Source organism: Paenibacillus pedocola (genome assembly GCF_031599675.1).
GTDB classification, from domain to species: Bacteria; Bacillota; Bacilli; order Paenibacillales; family Paenibacillaceae; genus Paenibacillus_AQ; species Paenibacillus_AQ pedocola.
This window is the reverse complement of the sequence record NZ_CP134223.1, coordinates 4,309,692-4,331,747: the sequence shown is the minus strand read 5'-3', so window position 1 is coordinate 4,331,747 and position 22,056 is coordinate 4,309,692. Positions and strand designations below refer to the sequence as shown.

General features: G+C 46.9%; 24 protein-coding genes and 1 pseudogene. 23 read left to right on the top strand and 2 right to left on the bottom strand.

Annotation, left to right across the window (positions count from 1 at the left end):
- Positions 1-20: 20 nt before the first annotated feature.
- From QU597_RS19290 to QU597_RS19280, 3 genes are all read left to right on the top strand, one after another.
- A complete protein-coding gene (locus tag QU597_RS19290; RefSeq protein ID WP_236331856.1) occupies positions 21-842 on the top strand; it encodes a purine-nucleoside phosphorylase in 822 nt (273 codons plus the stop codon).
- Positions 843-917: 75 nt separating this feature from the next.
- Positions 918-1,778 carry a purine-nucleoside phosphorylase gene (locus tag QU597_RS19285; protein WP_206101210.1) on the top strand — a complete coding sequence of 287 codons (861 nt, stop codon included), beginning with the start codon at positions 918-920 and terminating at the stop codon, positions 1,776-1,778.
- Complete coding sequence (locus QU597_RS19280; protein ID WP_310829418.1) at positions 1,778-3,109, top strand: pyrimidine-nucleoside phosphorylase; 1,332 nt, start codon at positions 1,778-1,780, stop codon at positions 3,107-3,109. The genes QU597_RS19285 and QU597_RS19280 overlap by 1 nt, the downstream gene beginning before the upstream one ends.
- A gap of 427 nt (positions 3,110-3,536) precedes the next feature.
- Here the strand turns inward: QU597_RS19280 and QU597_RS19275 are convergent, their stop codons facing one another.
- Complete coding sequence (locus QU597_RS19275; protein ID WP_310829417.1) at positions 3,537-4,586, bottom strand: serine hydrolase domain-containing protein; 1,050 nt, start codon at positions 4,584-4,586, stop codon at positions 3,537-3,539.
- Positions 4,587-4,823: 237 nt separating this feature from the next.
- On the opposite strand from QU597_RS19275, the gene QU597_RS19270 reads away from it, so the two are divergent.
- The 10 genes and pseudogenes from QU597_RS19270 to QU597_RS19225 all read left to right on the top strand — a co-directional run bounded on the left by QU597_RS19270 (position 4,824) and on the right by QU597_RS19225 (position 12,502).
- Positions 4,824-5,768: an aminopeptidase gene (locus QU597_RS19270; protein WP_310829416.1), complete on the top strand. Its 945-nt coding sequence runs from the start codon at positions 4,824-4,826 to the stop codon at positions 5,766-5,768.
- A 210-nt stretch (positions 5,769-5,978) separates the two neighbouring features.
- Positions 5,979-7,196 carry a D-alanyl-D-alanine carboxypeptidase family protein gene (locus tag QU597_RS19265; protein WP_370656197.1) on the top strand — a complete coding sequence of 406 codons (1,218 nt, stop codon included), beginning with the start codon at positions 5,979-5,981 and terminating at the stop codon, positions 7,194-7,196.
- Between the two features lie 173 nt (positions 7,197-7,369).
- Positions 7,370-7,723, top strand: coding sequence for an anti-sigma F factor antagonist (spoIIAA, locus tag QU597_RS19260; protein ID WP_054941453.1), 354 nt, complete (start codon positions 7,370-7,372; stop codon positions 7,721-7,723).
- Complete coding sequence (gene spoIIAB, locus QU597_RS19255; RefSeq protein WP_054941452.1) at positions 7,720-8,175, top strand: anti-sigma F factor; 456 nt, start codon at positions 7,720-7,722, stop codon at positions 8,173-8,175. The genes spoIIAA and spoIIAB overlap by 4 nt, the downstream gene beginning before the upstream one ends.
- Positions 8,176-8,186: 11 nt before the next feature.
- Complete coding sequence (gene sigF / locus QU597_RS19250; RefSeq protein ID WP_039875115.1) at positions 8,187-8,942, top strand: RNA polymerase sporulation sigma factor SigF; 756 nt, start codon at positions 8,187-8,189, stop codon at positions 8,940-8,942.
- Positions 8,943-9,171: 229 nt separating this feature from the next.
- A complete protein-coding gene (locus QU597_RS19245; RefSeq protein WP_310829415.1) occupies positions 9,172-9,486 on the top strand; it encodes a hypothetical protein in 315 nt (104 codons plus the stop codon).
- A gap of 483 nt (positions 9,487-9,969) precedes the next feature.
- Positions 9,970-10,105 (top strand): annotated as a pseudogene (locus QU597_RS28830) (RHS repeat-associated core domain-containing protein); the annotation flags it as partial.
- Between the two features lie 537 nt (positions 10,106-10,642).
- Entirely contained in the window at positions 10,643-10,849 is a 207-nt protein-coding gene (locus QU597_RS19235) for a hypothetical protein (protein WP_310829413.1), read from the top strand.
- 125 nt (positions 10,850-10,974) lie between these two features.
- A complete protein-coding gene (locus QU597_RS19230; RefSeq protein ID WP_046504801.1) occupies positions 10,975-11,184 on the top strand; it encodes a hypothetical protein in 210 nt (69 codons plus the stop codon).
- A gap of 574 nt (positions 11,185-11,758) precedes the next feature.
- Entirely contained in the window at positions 11,759-12,502 is a 744-nt protein-coding gene (locus QU597_RS19225) for a BlaI/MecI/CopY family transcriptional regulator (RefSeq protein ID WP_310829412.1), read from the top strand.
- A 463-nt stretch (positions 12,503-12,965) separates the two neighbouring features.
- Here the strand turns inward: QU597_RS19225 and QU597_RS19220 are convergent, their stop codons facing one another.
- The gene (locus tag QU597_RS19220) at positions 12,966-13,172 is read right to left on the bottom strand and encodes a helix-turn-helix domain-containing protein (protein WP_369698826.1); all 207 of its coding nucleotides are present in this window, start codon (positions 13,170-13,172) and stop codon (positions 12,966-12,968) included.
- 147 nt (positions 13,173-13,319) lie between these two features.
- On the opposite strand from QU597_RS19220, the gene QU597_RS19215 reads away from it, so the two are divergent.
- The 10 genes from QU597_RS19215 (at position 13,320) to QU597_RS19170 (ending at position 21,924) form a co-directional block, all read left to right on the top strand.
- Positions 13,320-14,096 carry a recombinase family protein gene (locus QU597_RS19215; RefSeq protein WP_310829411.1) on the top strand — a complete coding sequence of 259 codons (777 nt, stop codon included), beginning with the start codon at positions 13,320-13,322 and terminating at the stop codon, positions 14,094-14,096.
- Between the two features lie 213 nt (positions 14,097-14,309).
- A complete protein-coding gene (locus tag QU597_RS19210; RefSeq protein WP_310829410.1) occupies positions 14,310-15,545 on the top strand; it encodes an IS110 family RNA-guided transposase in 1,236 nt (411 codons plus the stop codon).
- A 169-nt stretch (positions 15,546-15,714) separates the two neighbouring features.
- Entirely contained in the window at positions 15,715-16,323 is a 609-nt protein-coding gene (locus QU597_RS19205) for a hypothetical protein (RefSeq protein ID WP_310829409.1), read from the top strand.
- Positions 16,324-16,459: 136 nt separating this feature from the next.
- Positions 16,460-16,807 (top strand): hypothetical protein, encoded by a 348-nt coding sequence (locus tag QU597_RS19200; RefSeq protein ID WP_310829408.1) that lies wholly within the window; start codon positions 16,460-16,462, stop codon positions 16,805-16,807.
- Between the two features lie 51 nt (positions 16,808-16,858).
- Entirely contained in the window at positions 16,859-17,125 is a 267-nt protein-coding gene (locus QU597_RS19195) for a hypothetical protein (RefSeq protein WP_310829407.1), read from the top strand.
- Positions 17,126-17,229: 104 nt separating this feature from the next.
- Positions 17,230-17,811 carry a hypothetical protein gene (locus QU597_RS19190; RefSeq protein ID WP_310829406.1) on the top strand — a complete coding sequence of 194 codons (582 nt, stop codon included), beginning with the start codon at positions 17,230-17,232 and terminating at the stop codon, positions 17,809-17,811.
- Between the two features lie 105 nt (positions 17,812-17,916).
- Positions 17,917-18,183: a hypothetical protein gene (locus QU597_RS19185; protein ID WP_310829405.1), complete on the top strand. Its 267-nt coding sequence runs from the start codon at positions 17,917-17,919 to the stop codon at positions 18,181-18,183.
- Positions 18,184-18,373: 190 nt separating this feature from the next.
- Entirely contained in the window at positions 18,374-19,267 is an 894-nt protein-coding gene (locus QU597_RS19180) for an ABC transporter permease (RefSeq protein ID WP_310829404.1), read from the top strand.
- Between the two features lie 3 nt (positions 19,268-19,270).
- Entirely contained in the window at positions 19,271-20,164 is an 894-nt protein-coding gene (locus QU597_RS19175) for a carbohydrate ABC transporter permease (RefSeq protein ID WP_310829403.1), read from the top strand.
- A 59-nt stretch (positions 20,165-20,223) separates the two neighbouring features.
- The gene (locus tag QU597_RS19170) at positions 20,224-21,924 is read left to right on the top strand and encodes a type 2 periplasmic-binding domain-containing protein (protein WP_310829402.1); all 1,701 of its coding nucleotides are present in this window, start codon (positions 20,224-20,226) and stop codon (positions 21,922-21,924) included.
- Positions 21,925-22,056: the final 132 nt, after the last annotated feature.

Sequence of the window (22,056 nt, the reverse complement as noted above, 5' to 3'; positions counted from 1 at the left end):
ACCTCAAGGAGGCAACAACCATGGCAGTGACTCAAGACCATATTCAAGAAGCAGTAGCTTATATTAAAGATCAATGTACGGTAGCTCCGGAAATCGGCTTGATTCTCGGCTCCGGTCTGGGCATTCTGGCCGATCTGATTACAGATGAAGTCGTAATTCCCTACAATGCTATCCCGCATTTCCCTGTCTCCACTGTAGAAGGGCATGAAGGCGAGCTGCTGATCGGCATGATCGAAGGCCGCCGGGTTGTCATGATGAAAGGCCGATTCCATATGTACGAAGGCTATGGCCCTGAGACAACTGCATTTCCGGTGCGTGTCATGAAAGAGCTGGGCGTAAACAGCCTGCTCGTTACCAATGCCGCAGGCGGTGTGAACACAGACTTCACTCCGGGCGACCTGATGCTGATCACTGATCATTTGAATCTGACCGGCCGCAATCCGCTGACAGGACCGAATGATAATGCGCTTGGCGTACGTTTCCCGGATATGTCGACCGCCTACAGCCCGCGTCTGATTGCAGTAGCGAAGGAAGCTGCGGCAGCGCAAAATTTTGAATTCAAGGAAGGCGTTTATGCCGGTCTGCTTGGTCCGAACTATGAAACACCGGCTGAAATCGTCATGCTGCGCCGCCAGGGTGCAGATGCCGTAGGAATGTCCACCGTATCTGAGACAATCGTGGCCCGCCATGCCGGCATTGAAGTACTGGGAATCTCCTGCATTACTAATATGGCCGCCGGAATTCTGGAACAGCCGCTGAACCATGCTGAGGTGATGGAGACAGCTGAACGTGTGCGCGAGCACTTTTTGAAGCTGGTTCTGGCGTTTATTCCGAAGATGTAGGCTGCGCTGTTATGAGCGGCATCTGTTGAAAAATTATATTGTACGCAAAACTATTCATTCCGGGAGGTTCATCTCATGACACAGACAACTATCGCTTACGGTACCCAAGTAAAAGAAGCGGCAGCATATATTAAGTCCAAATTCGGACAGTACAGCCCAAGCATCGGACTGATTCTTGGTTCGGGGCTTGGTGATCTGGGCGACCAGATTGAAGACGCAGTCTATCTGCCTTACGAAGAAATTCCTCATTTCCCGCGTTCCACGGTGGAAGGTCATGCCGGCCGGTTCGTAATCGGTAAGCTGGAAGGCAAGGATGTAATCATCATGCAGGGCCGTTTCCACTATTATGAAGGCTATGAAATGCGCAAAGTTGTGCTGCCTGTGTATGTAATGGCTAAGCTGGGCGTAGGAACGCTGGTTATTACCAATGCCGGGGGCGGCATGAACCGGGCGTTCAAAGCCGGTGACCTGATGCTGATCACTGACCACCTCAATATGACCGGTGACAACCCGCTGATCGGACCGAATGATCCGGAGCTGGGTGTACGTTTCCCGGATATGTCCCGTGCCTATGACCCTGAATATATTGAGCTGGCCAAAAAGCTGGCGGTTGACGTCAAAGGTGTTGACGGTGAAGCGCTTGTGCTGCAGGAAGGCGTTTATGCCGGCATCAGCGGCCCGACTTATGAGACACCGGCTGAGCTGAAAATGCTCGCTTACCTCGGCGGAGACGCGGTCGGCATGTCCACCGTACCGGAAGTGATTGTTGCCAGCCACAGCAAGCTGCGCGTGCTCGGCATCACTTGTATCACCGACATGGCGATTGGCGATGAGCTGGAGCCGCTGACACATGAGCAGGTAGTGAAAGTAGCTAACCTGACCAAGCCGAAATTCATCGGACTTGTCCGTGCATTTGTGCGTGAGGTACAGGTATAATGCGTGCGGTTGATCTGATTCAGAAAAAAAGAGACGGCGGCGAGCTAAGCCGTGAGGAAATCGCCTACCTGATCCAGGGTTACAGCAAAGGCGAAATTCCGGATTACCAGATTTCAGCCTGGGCAATGGCCGTCTACTTCCGGGGAATGAACGCGCGGGAAACCGGCGATCTGACACTGGAAATGGCGATGTCCGGCGACCAGGTAGATTTAAGTCCTATCGCCGGAATTAAGGTGGACAAGCATTCCACTGGCGGCGTAGGTGATAAAACGACGGTGGTACTTGCACCGCTGGTGGCTTCCGCCGGAGTTCCGGTTGCCAAAATGTCCGGCCGCGGGCTGGGACACACTGGCGGCACACTTGATAAGCTGGAGTCGATCAGCGGCTTCTCAGTGGAGATGGGCCGTGAGCAGTTCTTCGCCCAGGTCGGAGAGATCGGCGCTGCCGTTATCGGGCAATCCGGCAACATTACCCCTGCCGACAAGAAGCTGTATGCGCTGCGTGACGTGACCGCAACCGTGGAATCCATTCCGCTGATTGCCAGCTCCGTTATGAGCAAGAAAATCGCCGCCGGCGCAGACGCCATCGTACTTGATGTCAAAACCGGCAGCGGCGCGTTCATGAAGACGCTCGACGATTCGATCGCCCTGGCCCAGGCCATGGTCGATATCGGTACACATCTGGGCCGCAACACGGTTGCGGTCATCAGTGATATGGACCAGCCGCTGGGCTTCGGCATCGGCAATGCGCTGGAGGTCAAGGAAGGCATCGAGACCTTGAAGGGCCACGGGCCAAAGGATCTGCAGGAGGTCTGCCTCATTCTGGGCAGCCAGATGCTGGTTCTCGGCGGCAAAGCGAAGGATGAAGCCGAAGCGCGGACAATCCTGATGTCCCATATTGAGGACGGCAGCGCCTTTGATAAGTTCAAACAGATGGTAGCTGCACAGGGCGGCGATGTTACACAGGTCGAGGCACCGGATACCCTGCCGTCAGCAAGCCGCTTCATCGAAGTGAAGGCAGCGTCCGCAGGATATGTGGAGAGCATCCAGGCCGAGGAAATCGGCGTGGCCGCCATGCTGCTGGGTGCAGGCCGTGAGACCAAGGAGTCGCTGATTGATCTGGGTGTCGGTATTCAGCTGTCGCTGAAGGTCGGCGATGCCGTTGCCGCAGGCGATACGCTTGCCGTCCTGCATGTGAACGATGCCAGTGAGAGCAAAGTGCAGGAAGCGGAAGCCAAGGTGCTGGAAGCTTACCGCATTTCCGCTCAGCCGGTTCCGCCGCAGCCGCTGGTATTCGCGCTTGTAACGAAGGATGGCGTAACACGGTACTAAGTAACACACCAAGTGAAGCCGGGTAACGGGGATTGTGCTAGTACTGCTAGTTACACTAAGAACTGCTAAGTAACTCTAAGAACTTATTTGTGTTACCAAGTGGCTAAGACGCTAAAATATTGTACTTTCTTCCGGGACTCTTTTGGGGGCTAAGAAGAAGGCGTCATCGATTAAATGGAAATCCTCCTGCTAATTTGACTCCACCGAGGCTTTTGGAAGAATTAGCGGGAAATACTCCATTTAATGAACCACCTTTTGGATAAAGAGGTGCTTTTTCCGGCAATTAAGTGGAGGTATTCCCGCTATTCGCTCAGTGATTCCGGAAATGGCGGGAATTACAGCCAACTTTTCCACTTAAATTATAAGCCGTATAGAACAATCTGTTCTGTACGGCTTTTTTGCACGTTCACTAATTGCTTGCTATCCGTTAATCCCCAGGAGTTTCCCTACCTGCCAAACAGCTCTCCACCGTCCGCATGATCTGGTAAGCGCCCTTGCTCCGGTTGCAGAGGGCGGCGAAGGTAACACCGCTTGCAGGATAGAACGCCGAGCGAAAGGAGACGCCGGGGTCGGAGCCCATCACATGATATTTGTACACTTCTCCATTCAGCTTGGTAATCCACACGCCATAGCCATAGTAGTTATCCTGATTTTGATGAATATGCGGCGTTAGCAGCAGAGCAGTCGTTTCCTCGTTCAGCAGCCGATGGTTGAACAGGCCGTTCCACAATAGCTGCATGTCTGTTGCAGTTATGAACGCTCCGCCGTCTGCGCCCCCTTTTACCGGTATGGAGTAGATATTGGTGATCAAGCTTCCATCTTCCTCTTCTATATATCCCATGGCCGTATTGGCCGGTAGATTATCCAGCGCAAAATAACCGGAATGCTGCATGCCGCAAGGCAGGAAAATATGCTGCTCCACATAATCCGAGAAAGCCATCCCGCTTGCTGCCTCAACGAGCAGACCGAGCATGATATAACCCGCGTTGTTATAGTGAAATCTGTCACCGGGGTTGAATTTCATCGGCAGGTTCTGGAACATCGGCAGGAAATCCTCAAGACGCCTGAGTGTATACATCGGTATGGCCTTCCACAACTCTGCGAAATCATCCATTGTCTCTTCGTCAAAATAATCTCCGATGCCCGAGCTGTGCGTCAGCAGCTGATGCACGGTTATATCCGGACTGAACAGCGGGAACGCAAGTCCCCCTTCTTGTAACACTTCCAGAGCTCTACTCTCAAAAGAAAGCTTACCCTGTTCGACCAGCTGGCAGATGGCAATAGCTGTGAACAGCTTGCAGCCTGAAGCGATGCCGAAACGTGTGTCGGGCTTATTCAGCCGGTTATCCGCCAGGTTCGCATGGCCGTAGGCTTCCAGAATCAATTCGTGTTCGCGGCCGGATACCAGCACTGTTCCTGAAAACCCTGAGCTTTGGGCTGTGTTGGCAATCGTTTGGTGAAGTTGTTCAATCCTCATATATTCTCCCTCATTCTTGTAGTGACTTTTGTCTATTCAGATATTCGGCAGCGGGCAGCGTTTCCCTTTTAATGGAATAAGAGCTCGCGGCAAAGAGGATGTGATAATACTTGACTGTAAGAGTGAAGTGGAGCAGCATAGAGAATGGGCGGCCTCTGCTGGAGTGCCTGCCGTGCTGTCATACCGCCTAAACCGGTGAATAGATAGCGGAAATGGTGTAATCGGGAGGAAGTTAACATGAGTGAATCAAGGATACTAATCAGCATGAATGTACTGAAGGATTGTCTGGGGCTTAGCCGCGGTGAACTGCTGGCTGTTGTGGCTGATGATGACAAGCGTGAGCTTGCCGAATCTATCTATGAAGCAGGCAAGAGACTAGAGGCTGAATCGATGCTGCTGATCATGCAGCCGCGGAGCAAATCGGGCGAGGAGCCGCCGGCTCCGGTTGCCGAAGCTATGGCTAAAGCGGATGTGGCCGTCTGTATTACTACACATTCCATGACACATACGGCTGCCCGCAAGCAGGCAGCAGCAGCGGGAACCCGTGTCGCCACCATGCCGTGCATGACGGATGATATGTTCAGCAATGGAGCAATAACTGCCGATTATGCGCAGGTCAAAGAGCTGACTGAACAGGTTGCCGCCCTGCTGTCCGCAGGTAGCGAAGTACGCGTGGAGAAGGACGGGCTGAGTCTGAGCTTCTCGATTGACAGCAGAGACGGTGTGCTGAGCACAGGTTTATATCTCAATCCGGGAGAATCGGGTAACCTGCCTTCCGGCGAAGCGTATATTGCACCGATGGAAGGTACTGCGGCAGGACAGATTAAGGTGGACGGCTCCATCGCAGGAATTGGTGCGCTGAAAAGTCCGCTGGTGCTTACCGTGGAGCAGGGCCGTCTAACTGCAGCCGAAGGCGAAGGCGGGGACAAGCTGCTGCAGATGCTTGGAGCAGGCGACGGGCGCTTCCTTGGCGAATTTGGCATCGGAACGAACAACAAGGCGAGAATTACAGGTGTGGTTCTGGAGGACGAGAAGGTATACGGAACTATCCATGTGGCATTTGGCAGCAATAATACCTTTGGAGGTATAGTAGCCGCAGGAGTACATATCGATGCAGTGGTAATGAAGCCTGACGTGTATATCGACGATAAGTTAATTATGCTTGCGGGAGAATTGCTCTAAGTTTAGGAGTGACGACTCTACTGGTGAATTAGCCAAACTATCAAATAATTGTGGAAACTCAAGATAACGGATCATTTGCCGTTGTTGCCTGGGGCTTTCTCTGTAGCATCCTTAAGGATGCAGGGGAAGGCTCTTTTTTTCTGCGTGAATTGGAATAATTTCCTGCCTTTCTGACCAAACTGGAATACAGTACCTGTGAAATGAAGGTTAATGTTCAGGAGGGGAACCACTTTGAGAAAAATTCGTTATATGACGCTTGTGCTATGTATGGCTGTTTCGGTTCTGGGAGCGGCACCAGGCGCATTTGCGGAGGAAAAGGCTAAAAGTACCGGTAATACCGCTGCTGCTGTTGATCTCGCGCCGGGAGCGCGTTCCGCCATTCTAATGGATGCGGGCACCGGCACCATTATTTATGAGAAGAACAGCCATGACAAGCTGCCGCCGGCCAGTATTACCAAAATTATGACGATGCTGCTGACCGTTGAAGCGCTGGATGAAGGCAGACTGCAATTGACCGACAAGGTGCGGACGAGCGAATATGCGGCATCGATGGGCGGTTCGCAGATTTTTTTGGAGCCCGGTGAAGAAATGACGGTGGACGAGATGCTGAAAGGCATCGCTATGGCTTCCGGTAATGATGCCTCTGTTGCAATGGCGGAGAAAATCGCCGGCTCAGAGAGTGCTTTTGTCGATATGATGAACAGTAAAGCGGAGGCGCTTGGCCTGAAGGATACGCATTTTGCCAACTGTAACGGCCTGCCGGCTGCGAATCATTATTCCTCGGCCCATGACATTGCCGTCATCAGCAGGGAGCTGCTCAAGCATGAACGGATTATTAAATATACCGGTTCCTATCAGGACTATCTGCGCAAGGATTCGGCCAAACCGTTCTGGCTGGTCAACACGAACAAGCTGGTGCGCTTTTATACGGGAGCCGATGGTCTGAAGACCGGCTATACATCGGAAGCCAAGTTCTGCCTCTCGGCAACTGCTGCCAGAGACGGACTCCGCGCCGTTGCAGTAGTGCTGGGTGAACCGAACACGAAGACGCGCAACAGTGAAGTGTCGGGCATGTTCGATTATCTCTTTTCACAATATAAAATGCACACGATCTATAAAGCTGGTGACACCATCGGTACGCTGAACATCGAAAAAGGTGTGAAAAAGGTACTGCCGATTACCGCCAAGGAAACCTACAGCGTCCTGCTCAAAAAGGGAATTACCCAGGAAGGTATCCGCAACGAGCTGGTACTGCCGGACAGTGTAAAAGCGCCAATCACCGCAGATCAGACCATTGGCAAGCTGGTAGTCTACCAGGGCACGAGTGTAATTAAAGAATATGAGCTCAAGGCGGGCGAAGCTGTGCCGAAGGCAGGCTGGTGGAAGCTGTTCAAGCGCACGACGGGATCGCTGTTCACGGTTGATTAATTTCTTGCATTTTGTAGATTCCCCTTGTGTCCTCTGTAGATTCTTAGGGGTTTTCTTCTAGTTTTGTCGGGGAGCAGGAATCCTCAATTGCCATGTAGAAAACCTTGTCCTTGTAGGGGAATGCACCAAGTTACAGGGCGGTTTTGAAAGCAACGAAGAGGAGAGTGGCAAGTATGAATTCTCATGTGGAGATGGAGCATCACCGGGGTGTGCTGGTTGTCCGTTTATCGGGAGAGCTGGATCATCACGCAGCCGATTATGTTCGTATGGAGATGGATGAAGCGATTATGCGGGGCCAGGTGGAGCATCTGATTCTCAGCCTGAAAGAGCTGCAGTTCATGGATAGCTCAGGCCTTGGCGTCATTCTTGGAAGGTACAAGCTGATTCGCAGTAAAGGCGGGAAAATGGCTGTCTGCGATGCCACCGCCCCAGTGAAGCGGCTGCTGGAAATGTCGGGCCTGTTCAAAATCATGTCCCTATATGACGACGAGAGTTCTGCGCTCTCGGATTTGGAGGTTGCGTTATGACAAAGAGTGAAGCTGGTAACTTCATGAGTGTCCAGTTTGCCGCCCTCTCGGAGAACGAATCGTTCGCGCGTGTGGTGGTAGCGGCCTTCGTCTCCCGGCTCGATCCTACCATGGAAGAACTGAATGATCTAAAGACTGTTGTCTCGGAGGCGGTCACCAACTGTATCATCCACGGATATGACAGTAATCCAGAAGGGATTGTCAGCATCTCGGCGTCGATCGACAATGAGACCGTGCACCTGACCATAGAGGATCAGGGGAACGGCATTGAGGATCTGGAGCTGGCACAGCAGCCTCTGTACACGTCCAAGCCGGAGCTGGAGCGGTCGGGCATGGGTTTTACGATTATGGAGAATTTCATGGATGAATTCGAAGTGACCAGTGAACCGGGGCGCGGTACCTCCATTTCTATGAAGAAAACGATCGTTTCGAAAAAAGCTTTATACAATTAGGGGTTGGAGCCATGGAAGCAGAATCAAAAAAAGCTCCGCCGACCTATTTGGACGATGCGGAGGTCAAACGTCTTATTGCGCTCAGTCAGGCCGGAGATAATCTGGCCCGCGACACGCTCGTAAGCTGCAACATCCGCCTTGTCTGGTCGGTGGTGCAGCGGTTTATGAACCGCGGGTATGAGCCTGATGATTTGTTCCAAATCGGTTGTATCGGACTGCTCAAGTCCGTTGATAAATTCGACCTCAGCTATGAGGTCAAATTCTCCACCTATGCTGTGCCGATGATCATCGGCGAGATCCAGCGTTTCCTGCGCGATGACGGGACCCTCAAGGTCAGCCGCTCGCTCAAGGAGATGGCCAACAAGGTGCGCAAGATGAAGGACGAAATGTCCAAAACGCTGGACCGCCTGCCGACCATCGGCGAGGTTGCGGAGGCACTTGGTGTAACACCGGAAGAAATAGTGTTTGCTCAGGAAGCCAACAAGCCGCCGACCTCGATCCACGAGACCGTGTTCGAGAATGACGGCGATCCGATCACCCTAATCGACCAGATCGCCGACGAGTCGCAGGAACGCTGGTTCGACAAGCTCGCGCTGAGCGAGGCCATCGGCGCACTCACCGAACGCGAGCGTCTGATCGTCTACCTGCGCTACTACCGCGACCAGACCCAGTCCGAAGTCGCCAGCCGCCTCGGCATCTCGCAGGTCCAGGTGTCGAGGCTGGAGAAGAAGATCCTCGCGAACATTCGTGAGCAGATTGCGCAGTAGAGCGCGGTGCTGGCTGTTCTACTTGCGGCGGCAAATAGTAATATGGGTTAGCAGTTAAGTATGATGATGTAAAGTGACGGGTGCAGTATAAGGTACGGTGCAGAGCCGCCTCGGGAGAGGCGGTTTTTTTGTTTGGGATATTTTGGTATGATTGTCCCTATGAAGTTCTGCTGGTTACTGATTCCTCTGCAAGTAGTGGGCAGTTGAAATAAGAAAGTGAGGAATTAATATGATAATTACTCTGGATATTAGTAATGAAGAATTTGATGCAGTATTAGGCAGGGATGATGAAACATCTCCAACTGTATTTCTTAATTTCCCAAGCGATATTAGGGGTACATACGAGTTCGAACTTTTGAATTCAGTTGTGAATATTTTTCAATTTAAGGATCAGATGATCAGTCAAGGCATTGATATAGAGGATGATTCGCTTTACGTATATGGGATAATGAAGATCCGGATAGAGAAAGTCAAAGGAGCAGATTTTGAACTGGTTGAAGGGGATTTCTTTAAAGGGCGGAGGAACTTTCATAGCTGGCGGTAACTCCTAAAAAAGGGGGACGTGGTTTGTAGATGTGGAGGAAATCTCTCCTTCCTCAATGACTTTTATGCATCAATCATCATTGTCGCTGAGAAAGGTTCAAAAATTACATTAACCTTTGATTATAACGAAACAGTCCCTTACGATGTCACTAACTCGGAAAGTACCAGATTAGCACATTTGAAGAAAACAGAGTATAAGCATACTAATACCCAAGGTAAATTATTCGACATCGACTTTTTCCGGGAATATATGGGGACAGATCGAATAGTGATTAAGGATGAATAATCAATGTTTGAGTCTGAGTGTATCAGTAGATAAAATAACAAAGCATAATCTATTAAAAGATTTGTCATAAGGTCTTGAGAGCAGCCGTTACTTTAGTGTCGAATAAGTAGAGCATTTATAGAGTAGTACAACCATAATTGGCCAACTTCTTTATTTTATTAGTTATCCCGATAATATAAAGGTTCTAACTCATCAAATTATGATCCGAGTATCGGGCGGTTTATAAATGAGGATACGTATGAAGGGCAGATTGAAAACCCACTGAGTCAGAATCTTTATACTTACGTGGAAAACAACCCTCTAATGTTCAATGATCCAAGCGGTAATGTTAAAGTGAGAGTTGACGATAATCTCGCACTTGCATTTTTTGGAATAACTTTTTCAGAATATCATCCAGATAACACATTTGTATGTAGGGGATTATTGACTTATAAGACCAATAAAGAAAAAAAAGAATTAAATAAAGAAAACAAGAAACATGAGAAATATGTCGTTGAATTATTGTTAGAAATGGGGAAAGATGTTTATCTAAACCCAGAGGCTAAGGGTATATCAAATCAATATGATTTTTTAATAAACGGCTATTACAAGGTTGAATTAAAGACAGCTTTTCCTGAAACAGGTAAGTTCAAACTAAGTAGTGCATTTAATGCAATTAAAGAAGGGATAGAGAAGCAAGGGGCAGATGTTGTTATATACGATTTAACATTTGACAATGTTGATTTCGAAATAATAGATATCATCAATCTAAGTAATAAGTTGTACAATTATTTTGAAGACAAACCGTTCAGATATGACGTTCAAGTTTGGACAAACGAAGGAATATACTTTTTTGACGACATGAAACCAGATATTATTTAGGAGGTTTTTAATGGGGAATCAAGAGATATTTATGAAGGGTTACATAAATAAAGTTATCAAGATAACATTTCTTGATAACTTACATGTAACGGGAACTTATGTTGATTATTATTATTCTAACAATGTTATAGTCATAGTGCCAGAAGATGAAGATGATGATGCACGTCTTTTCATTCCGCTAAGTGCAATAAAAACTATAGCTCGTTGGCTCCATTAATGAACATGATTACCTGAAAGATGATTAAAATGAGAGATGACAATTCTCTTGTACTTCAGCTTTGGACACGGAAATTTGTTTGCAGGCTTGAGATGGAAGTTACTTGTAGTATTAGGAGGGGTATCATGGAAAAACAAGAGATTTTTATGGAGAATTATTTAGATAAATATATTAAGATAACATTTCTTGATAATTTACATGTAATAGGAATGTATATTAGTTATTATTCATTCAACAATACTATAGTGATAATGCCTGAGGAAGATCATGATGATACACGACTGTTAATTCCGTTAAGTGCAGTGAAAACAATTGAGCCATGGCCGATTGACTAGTGTGATTTTTTTGGGATTGATGGATTTAAACTAATTTAGTTAGGACCACATGTGATTGATACTCCATGTGGTTTCTTTTGTTCATTTAGCTATCCCCCACCCAGTGCCGAATGAAACGGGCGGCACATTTTGAAAGAACTTAACCCTCATCACTCCCGTATGATATTCCTCTAATATGTCTGTACGCACGTAAATGCTTTAATTTTATAACCTAATTAACGATTCAACATTACATCTAACAGGTTCATTATGGTCAGATACTACCATGATTGACCTGTTTTTTGTTATCTTCGCTTTCTTGAGGTTTTTCTATTTTGAGCCGCAACTGTACAATATCTTGTCTCGATAGGGAGGGTGAAATGGTCAGAAGTCGCATCTTCTTGTATGGATAGCACGAAATTCATAGTAGGGCGGCAAACTCGAAGCATATTGATTCTGTCCGCAACTGAACTGACCTTTACAGCGATTGTTACAGCGTAAGAAAGAACTCTGCTGACGAGCAGTTTACATAAAGAGTAGGTCACGTGGTTAGGCTAGCCGCCCACTCAGTCAAAATTTGGGGAGGAAAGCAACGATGGACATGAAATTAACGAATTGGGAGGAACTACAGTCAGGTTTGTTCCGAAATACATGTGCAGAACAGCCCGACGGAGAGGAAGCGACAATGCTTCATGAAGCCAACACGACGTTTTATGCGAAAGTTCCACAAGAAATCCGCCGCTGTTTCTTTTTGGACGGCAATGCGGTCAATGTACTGCTTGAACTTGTGTCGTGGGGCATGTTGGATAGAGGACGGAAACGTGGAATCACAGAGTGGTATGCCATCAATCAGCAAGTGATGGCTCTGCATCTAGGACTTAGCGAGAATACGGTATGCTCCAAGTTAAAGGAGTTGCAGAAGAAACAGTTTATTGAGGTTCAACGACGTGGGCGGCGGAACTTCTATCGACTGAATACAGCACTGAACCCCTATCTCGTCTTGTCGGAAGCTATTCATGGGTTCATTCGCCATGTCTATACAAAGTCCAACTATGACGTGGTGTTAGAGCAAATGGAAGATTTGGAAAAGGAAGTCTATCGAGACAAGCAAGATTTGTTTCGGGAAGCTGTTGTTACGGCAGTCTTGCCAACGATAAAGCACAAGGACTTCTATGAGTCGTATGCGAAACGAATACAGCAAGATATACGCAATGCGGCGACGAATGAGATGGGGATGCTTTCATTGGTCAACTATCACAGCATCATACTGGACTTGTGTACGGAACTGAGTAATAAAATCGAACGACAGGCACAGCTGTTAGACGGAACTGCATCGTAAAGAGCCGCCCTGTTTCAGTGTTAGAGCAACCGCTAAAGCCCAAAGAAAATGAGGTTTATTGCCCCAAAGTTTTGGATTGAGGGGACTGTCAGCCCCATATATTTGGTTTGAGCATCTTCTCAATCACAAAATTTTGGTTTGTATATAGAATAAATACTATAAACCTTTTTGTATCCATACCTGTAAAGAAGATTTGAAAGAATATCCTTGATTGCGCGCCACTCCTACGGAGGGCGGCGGTTTTTCTCAAGAGCAATTCTTTCACATGGGATACTTTACTCAAGAATCAAAGATAGAGTTTCGCGGTCGCTCCGCCCTGTCGCTTCGGGCGGCTCGCTTAATACCTCTGAGGACGCATAGAAGGCTTTTACAGGCTTTTAACATAAGTTGGACTAGGATTGGTGTAAACCCGACAGCATGGCTCTGCGAGCCGTATAGATGGCGGTACGGGTGCGACATTGTGCTACTCATCTTCCATAACAAGCAAATCATGAAGGCTAATGTCTAACGTCCGGCAGATATGCTCTAATGTATCGAAAAATGCAGTAGTCACGTTGTCTTGGCAAAGCCGATTGATTGTATTGGGTCGAACATTCATTAGCCGAGCTAGTTCCCGTTGGGACATGTTCCTTTCGGCTAATATCTCTTTTAGACGGATTCTGATTGGCATTTTACCTCTCTCCTTCACGTTTCAACTATATCACAAAAATGATTTGCGTGAAACGCACATGCGTTATATAATGTAACCCATATAAGTTACATAACTCAAGTGCGTTACGTAAATCTGAATTATCGTAACGTACGGGGAGGAAACGGCATGAATGTAATCGGTTATGTAAGAGTTTCGACAAGTGGACAAGCCAAGGATGGTTACAGTCTAGCCTATCAACAAGCTGAAATCCGCTCGTATTGTCAGGAGCAAGGATGGGACTTGAAACACGTCTTTACAGATGAGGGCATCAGTGGAGCGAAGGTGGATGAGGATGCTCTTGAAGTGGACAGAATTGGCTTTCAGAGCCTGCTATCAGCTCTATCCACCCGAACCTATGACGCAGTTGTCGTACTCAATACAAGCCGTTTATGGCGGTCTGACATCGTGAAGGTGTTGGTTCATCGAGAGTTCAAGAGGTACGGTGTAGATGTAAAAAGCATTGAACAACCGACCTACAGCATTCATAAGAAAGACCCAAGTGATTTCTTGATTAATGGACTCATGGAATTGCTTGACCAGTATCAGAGGTTAGAAATTGCGTTAAAGCTTGGCAGAGGACGTAACCAGAAAGCGGAGCAAGGGGGTTATGCCGGAGGTCGGGCGGCATTTGGTTACAACGCCAAAAAGGGACAGAAGTCCATTGTAGTCAATGAAACACAGGCAAGAATCGTTCGTCGGCTCTTTGACATAAGGGAACAGCACCCTGCAGGGACGTTATCTGAACTAGCGTCACAGTTAAATCAAGAAGGTTTTACTACTCAACAAGGAAAGTTATTCACCAAAGTACAAGTGAAGCGGATTTTAGACCGTAGAGACTTTTACCAAGGCACTTATCGTTATGGAAACATCGAAGCCGTTGGGCTTCACCAAGCACTCATCTAGTCTGGAACATAGAAGGTGAATCAGGATTCGCTAACGTATCTTTGCGGCTTGTCCGCTCGAACTGAGGATGCGACCTGTTTTACCACTATGGTTCTAACCATCCACTTGGGTGGTTACTCATGGGTTGACGATTAGTCTTCTTAGGGTACTACGATCAGGATTCAACCCATCAGTAACCATTCAAATTCAAACGAAAATTAGGAGTGAGAGAGCATGATACAACCGGATAAATTAGTCTATGTAGGTGTTGACCTACACAAACAGCATCATACAGCAGTCATTATCGATTGTTGGAATCGGAAGCTAGGAGAAATTAAGTTCGATAACAAGCCGACAGCCTTCCCGTTACTTGAAAAGGAAGTAAAGAAACACACTAAAAAGGGTATGTCCGTGGTTTATGGGTTAGAAGATGTAGGCGGCTATGGCAGAGGATTAGCAGTTTACTTGACTGAAAAAGGTTGCTCCGTGAAGGAGGTCAATGCGAAACTGGCAAACAGCAGACGTAAGAGTCACGTAACCATACAGAAGTCGGATTCATGGGATGCAGAATGTGTAGCAAAGGTTGTACGGGATGAACTTTACAACCTACCGGATGCCAAGCCGATGGATCTATTCTGGGCAATTAGTCAGCTTGTCACTCAACGAAATTGGCAATCCAAGAATTTAATCAACGTGGTTAAGCGACTTCATCAGCAACTCAGCTATCATTATCCCAGTTATAAAAAGTTCTATTCGGAAATTGACGGGAAGACCGCTTTAGCCTTTTGGCATAAATATCCTTCCCCGAATCATTTGTCAGGGGTCGGGGTGGAGGAACTGGCGAAGTATCTCCGTAAGTTGAGTAACAACGGGTTGTCAACTAAGAAGGCAGAGCAGATTCTAATTCTTGTAGCTGAGGATGGGGACACCACAAGAGATTTCCAAGATCAAAGGGATTTCATTGTCAAAGGACTTGTTCGGAATATCCGCTTTTATAAAAGGGAGTTGGGTCGGGTCGAAGAAGAAATCAGGGGGCTAATGAAAGAGCTTGGTTTCCAACTGGAAAGCATGACAGGCATTGACCTTGTAACTGCGGCGGAACTGGTTGCAGAGATTGGCGATATTCACCGCTTTGCTACTCCTGATAAACTTGCTCGATTTGCCGGAATCGCTCCTATTATCGTTGGCTCAGGGAATAAGGTCAGAAACTACAAAAGCAAGCAAGGGAACAGAGTTTTACATGACATCATTAAATCTCTTGCCATCCGACAACTTCTCGTTACACGTTCTACGAAAGTACCCCGCAACCCCTACTTCCATGCCTACTACGAGCAGAGATTGGCGGCAGGAAAAACCAAACAGCAAGCCGTTGTATGTATCATGCGGAAGCTAGTCAATGTTATCTACTACATGATGAAAACCCAAGCGTCATATGTAATCCCAGAAGTATCCATACCACAAGCAGGATGATATAATCTGGATGGGCGGCGATTGGAAATCAGTCACCGTCCTCTTTAATTAGAATAGTCGCTTTATAAACTAGGATACGTATGAGGGGCAGATTGATAATCCGCTGAGTCAGAATTTGTATACGTATGTGGAAAATAATCCGTTAAGTTATTTAGACCCTAGTGGTCACATGAAGGTAGACAAGTTAAATGATTATCTTCACCAATATGCAAGTAGTAAAATCTCAACAGAAGATTTGGTGAAGGCGGTTATAAAAGAAAATGGAGGTGCTGGATTAAGTATTTATACCTCTTTTCACGAAATTTCACAAATATTAGTGGCAACAAAGTTGTATTACTTGGATCCAAACCATGTTATGCCTACACTGGAATATAGGGTTTCTAGTGGGGAAATAGATATAGTTCAGGGCAATGAAATTTATGATGTTAAGCCTATGGGGAGTAGCGCGGAACAACAATTGAAAAAGTATCAACAATCAGATCCTAACTTAATAAGGGGCAGCTGGTTTACTTCAATTAATGATATAAAATTAATTGATATGGAAGGTGAGACAGAACCTATCACGGGGATAATTTTTCCTGATCTGTATATGCAAATAATATGGGGTTCGCCAGGAAAAATATATTATACTCAATACTATTATGTAGATAATAATAAAACCTGGAAGCGTGAAAAAGTCAGTAACAGCAATGCATTCTTCAAAGTATTTGATCATTACTTTGTAAATACAGGCGGTTCTTCATCTGGCAGGGGAGGAGGAAGGTTTTCTGGTCATTAGTTTTTTGAAAATTGACTGGGAAAATCTTTAGAAAATTATGAAGAGCAACTACAAAATTTGGAGTAGTATTTTTGTTCTGATCTCATTTTTGATCTTAATTTCTTGTGATTCTAACAATAAAGGAGTAACTGTTCAAATGAATATTAATGATGTAATGAATTTGTTAGAGAAAAACAAAATTATTTTTAAAGAATCTCAAGCTCCGATCCCAAATTCGTTAAAGAACAAGGTCGTAAAAGAACAGGTAATACTATTATTACCACTTACCTACCAAGTTTTGCATGTATATGAATTTAATGATGGGGATGATTTAGCGCAAGAGAAAAAGGGGTTGTTAAAAAAATTCAAGAAAGAATATTTTGATAGTGAGGTTGTTGCAATTGAAACAAATAATATTTTCATTGTGACCTCCAAAGACAAAGGTGAAAAAGAATCAAAATTTGAAAAGCAACTAAAAGATATATTTTTGTCAGAAGAAAAATAGATATTACTGGTATAGACAGTCCATGGGAGGAAGGCATTATGATAGAATCTTTTGAGAGTAGGGATTATCGCTAATATCCCTTACTCTGAACAATTGTGGTCATTTAAAGAAGATATACTTCAAGTGGTTTACAATGATTTTGTTTTAGATTTAGGTTGGTATCCAGAGTTTAACCTTAAAGAAGGTAGCTTCAAACTGGTTGTTGTGAAGGATGATGACTGGTGGAATCCAATATACTGCAAAAGAACTCAGTCGATCAGTGAGGTGCGTAAATTTATATTGAAAGCGGTAGAGGTAGCCGAACGCATTTCTAAATGATGAATTGAACTATAAAGAATTGAACTATAATGGAGCAAGCCTCAAGTGAAAAGGAGTCCATACCTGCAATTATCTATCGTGTCATTGGATAGGGGATGAAATCAATGCTTATGAATTTCGAGGATTTAGGCGCGTATAAACGGGGCCGTGTATGGCTGAATGAATATCCACATCGACCGTATCGCTCCAAGGGTAGGGTCGATCAATCTTTTCCTCTAAAAAGTTATACATACCACGCCCATTGTGCTCTTACTATTGAACTGGTATTAGCAGCCCGTATGGTGAGTAATTACGCAAATATCGGTGTTTCGTATTTTCCGTCTGATAATGGTGTACTGGTTGTTCAGGCTGAGATTGGCTTCGATGATGATTTGATTGTTGATGATGTGATTGCTTTACAGCCAGATGTGATCAAATGCGGAATTCCAGAGGAATATATACATGCGGTTATTGATGAGATACAGAAGCTGTCTGCTGACCCGGATGTCCTGCTGCCTTCAGGTAGGATAGTAATTGATACCGGCGCTCACGGCTTAGTGGGATCAAGTCCGGTTAGCTTTAGGCAAGCGATAAATGTGTTGCTGCAGCTTTTAACTTTAGAAGATAAAACTGCAGAGTCAGTGCAAGATAAAATTGTGGATGTATTACACAGAGTGAATCAACTTGCAAAAGATTCTATTCTATAGAGTATCCCGTACAAATGTATATTGAGGAACGATTTAATAAAGAGAGGGATAAACCAGGCTTTGCTTGGAAAATCATGAATAAAACCAAAGGAGCCATACACTCAAATGTTCGACGACATTGATTTCTCCCCGGGAATTGTTACTTATGATGGAACGAAATTTCTGGATCAGGAGGACATTTTCCAGGTTGCCTACCGCGATGATTCATATGTGCTGGACCTAGGCTGGTACCGGAAAGAATTCGCGGTAGTTATAATTAAAGATTCTGATTGGCAAAGGCCGGTGCTGGAAAAACGGTGTGTGATGCCGGAGCAGATGCATAAGCTGGTGCGGGAATGTGCTGATTTTGTCAGGGGATTAATAACAGAATAATTCAGTGGCCTTACAACTCGGGCAGCGTTTCTCTATCGCAGGAGGAACGCTGCCCGAGTTGTATTTATCTATATTTTTCTGCAACCGCTTACAACCAACGTCGAATCAAAACGATCAAAATCTAATCGTTGTACCATACTCCTGCTCCGGGATCAAAAGTAGAATGAGTGTATAGATAAGGAGGGATCATATGGTCGCAAGGATGCTCAAATACCGCTGGCAGTATGTCATGATTTTGCCTGCCGTTGTCCTGCTGTTTTTATTCAACTACATCCCTATGGCGGGGATTCAAATTGCCTTTAAAGACTTTGCGATCGGCTCGACGATTTGGGGAAGCCACTGGACCGGGCTGGAGAATTTCGCTTTTGTCCATGAGGAGCAGTTCTGGAAGGTGGTTAAGAACACTCTCTATATTTCTGTGCTGAAATTTATTTTTGGCTTTCCGCTGCCGATTCTGCTCGCGCTGATGATTAACGAGATTAAAAACTCGGCGTTTAAACGGTTTGTGCAATCGGTCAGCTATCTGCCGCATTTTTTCTCCTGGATTGTTGTGGCGTATATTCTCCAGTCCTTTCTGACGCTAGACGGTGGGCTCGCCAACGATCTGATCACGAAGATGGGCGGAGATCCGATCTTCTTCCTCGGCTCTACAGAATGGTTCCGGCCCATGATTGTGTCCAGCGGTCTGTGGAAAGAGGTCGGCTGGAACACGATTCTCTATCTGGCAGCCATCTCAACGATTGACCCGCAGCTGTATGAAGCGGCGAAGGTCGAAGGGGCGGGGAAACTGGCCCAGATCCGGCATATTACACTGCCAGGCATTCTGCCGACCATCTCAATCGTTCTGATCCTCAGTATTCCGAGTCTGATTACCGTAGGGATGGACCAGATCTATCCGATGATGAACTCGGCGAATCAGGAGGTTGCCGATGTACTGGATACGTATGTGCTCCGCAACGGGCTGCAGCAGGGTTACTTCGGTGTGGCGACTGCTGTCGGGCTGATCTCATCGGTCATTAGCCTCATTCTGGTCCTGACGACGAACTCAGTATCCCGAAAAATCAATGGAGAGGGGCTGTGGTAACCGATGAAAGTCACTGTGCTTGAACGTACGGGGCAATGGATTATCGTGCTCCTGCTGGCACTGCTGTGCGTTAGCGTCATTTATCCATTCCTGTATATGCTGGCGATTTCGCTCAATACCGGGGCGGATGCGGCAAAAGGAGGAGTGTATCTCTGGCCGCGTTCGTTCACCTGGATCAATTATGAAATTGTGCTCGGCAATCCGGTGATACGCCACGCTTATCTGATTACCATTGGAAGAACGGTTCTTGGAACCTTTGGCGGGTTGGCGGTTACCATTATGGCGGCCTACGGCCTTTCTTACAAACATCTGCCTTTCCGTAACGGCATTCTAACGTATATTCTTATTACCATGCTGTTTAACGGCGGCTTGATTCCCTTCTATATCCAGCTGTTCAAGCTCGGACTGACCAATACCTTTTGGGTGTATGTAATCCCCGGCCTGTTCTCCGTCTGGAACATGTTCGTCATGCAGAAATTCATCCAGGGGATTCCGGAGGTAATGATCGAATGTGCAGAACTGGACGGAGCCGGACCTTTCCGGATTCTGCTGCAGATCATCGTGCCGCTCTCGAAGCCGATGCTTGCCGCGCTGGGGTTGTTCACGGCTGTTGGTCATTGGAACGACTGGTTCTCCGGCGCCTTTTATGTCAACGACCAGAATCTGATTCCGGTCCAGACCTTTCTGCAGCAGCTGCTGACCGCGCAGGACTTGTCCTCCGTGCTAAGCTCCAATCAGAATCAGGAGGCACTCGCACGCAGTTCAATGAGTAATATTACGCTAATGTCCGTCAAAATGGCTACCGTTATGATCAGCGCGCTGCCGATTCTGCTGGTGTATCCGTTCCTGCAGAAATATTTTGTCAAAGGTGTGATGATTGGCTCGGTCAAAGGATAACCGCGGGTATAAGCAATCTTTCATATACCAAGTGACTTGATGAAAAGGGGATGAACCAAATGGATATTAGAAAAAACGGGATGAAAAGTGCGCTGGCGCTAACCTTGGCGGCTGCACTTGGCCTCATGGCAGGCTGCTCCGGCAACAGTAATTCAGCAGGGCAGAACAGCACAGGAGCGGATAACGCTGCAGCAACAAGCTCGGCAGCTGCGGATACTAAGACAGATACGAAGGGTTCTAACAGCTTCAAGCTATGGCTGGGCTGGACCGCAACCATTAATAATGACAGTTCTATTCAACAATATTGGAAAACAGAGGAACCGGGAATCGATGTGAAGCTGGAAGCAACACAAGGGGATGCTGCTACCGCGCTAAATCTTAAGCTGAATACAGGCGGGTTTGACGATGCGGCGATTTTCCAGCGAAGCCAGGTTGTCGATGATGCCATGAAGCGATCCAATCTGATTATGCCGCTTGAACAGTATTTTGACATGCCTGAACAATATCCGGGTCTGGCTGCGATTCCCAAGGTTTATCTTGATCAGATGAAGGATGCAGACGGACATATCTGGTCCATTCCTTCCTACTTCGATATAGATCCTGCTGATCCATGGCCGGGCTGGTCCTCCAATGCATGGTTTATCCGTACGGATATTCTGGAGAAGACGGGAATGAAGGAGGCGGATCTCACCACACTTGCCGGGGTAGAGAGCTACTTGGAGAAGGCCTCTCAGCTGAAGGATGAATCCGGTAAGGCGCTTCTGCCGCTGGGGATTCTTACAGATAAGAACGACGAGTATACAGTACTGTCTGCTTTCGGTGTGACCGTTGCTTCTGCCGGCGGTGTTACCCCGGTCCGCAAAGACGGTGACAACTATATTTTCATGTATGACGATCCGGGCTTCAAGGCCGCCTACAAGTGGATGAACAGCCTGTATCAAAAGAAGCTGATTGATCCCGAAGCGCTTACTGATAAAGGTGAAAGATATGTGGAGAAAAATAAAAGCGGCCGCTATGCGATGAATATCGGGAGCTTCTGGAACTTCAACCAGTCCGTATGGGAGGTTCTTGACGGTCCAACCGGACCCGGATGGTATTATAAGCCGATTCCGTTCCCTAAAGTGGATGGTGTGGCCCAACTGGGCACGACGCAAGTGATCAATCCTTATCCCGGTGATGACACGTACATCAGCAAAAAAACGAAGAATCTGGACGCCATCCTGAAGTTCTATGACTATACCTTATCCCCGAAACCGGAGCAGGGCATGGTCGTGAACGAAGGGCCGGCAGGGAAGTACTGGGATTGGGTGGATCAGCCATATGGAAAATGGACGTTCATTGATCCTGAATACAAAGAGCTGCGCAACTCCGGCGATGCTGCCAAAAAAGCACAGCTGACGCCAGAACTGTATATGACTTCGACTTACAGCAATAAGTGGTATGCCTGGTGGACCTCGGAGAATGTTCATGCAGGAGGAGCGAAGACCGGTGAATTCTCCAAGCAGATTGGACAAATGGGAGCAACCCGCGTAGCCGAAAACTATGATATGGTAAAAGCCAAAGCCGGAGGTGTCTGGGAGAAGTATGCTCCTGAACTAGACACTGTCTATAAGGAATACCGCGCCAAGCTGCTGATGGCAAGCAGTGATGACAAGTTCGAAAAGGTGTGGAGTGATTTCACTTCTGCTCTGGAAAAACGCGGACACTGGAGCGAGCTGAAGCAGGAGTGGAACGAGCTGTATCAGGCGATGGGCAAATAGAGCTGAGGCTTGTCCGGTCCGGACGGAACAAGGTAAACTGAACTTAAGTAAAGCGGAGCAGTCCTGTACACAGGGAGGCTCCCTTTCCGGTTTATTGCGTGTGATTTTTAGGGAAAAGATGGGAGGATGTAC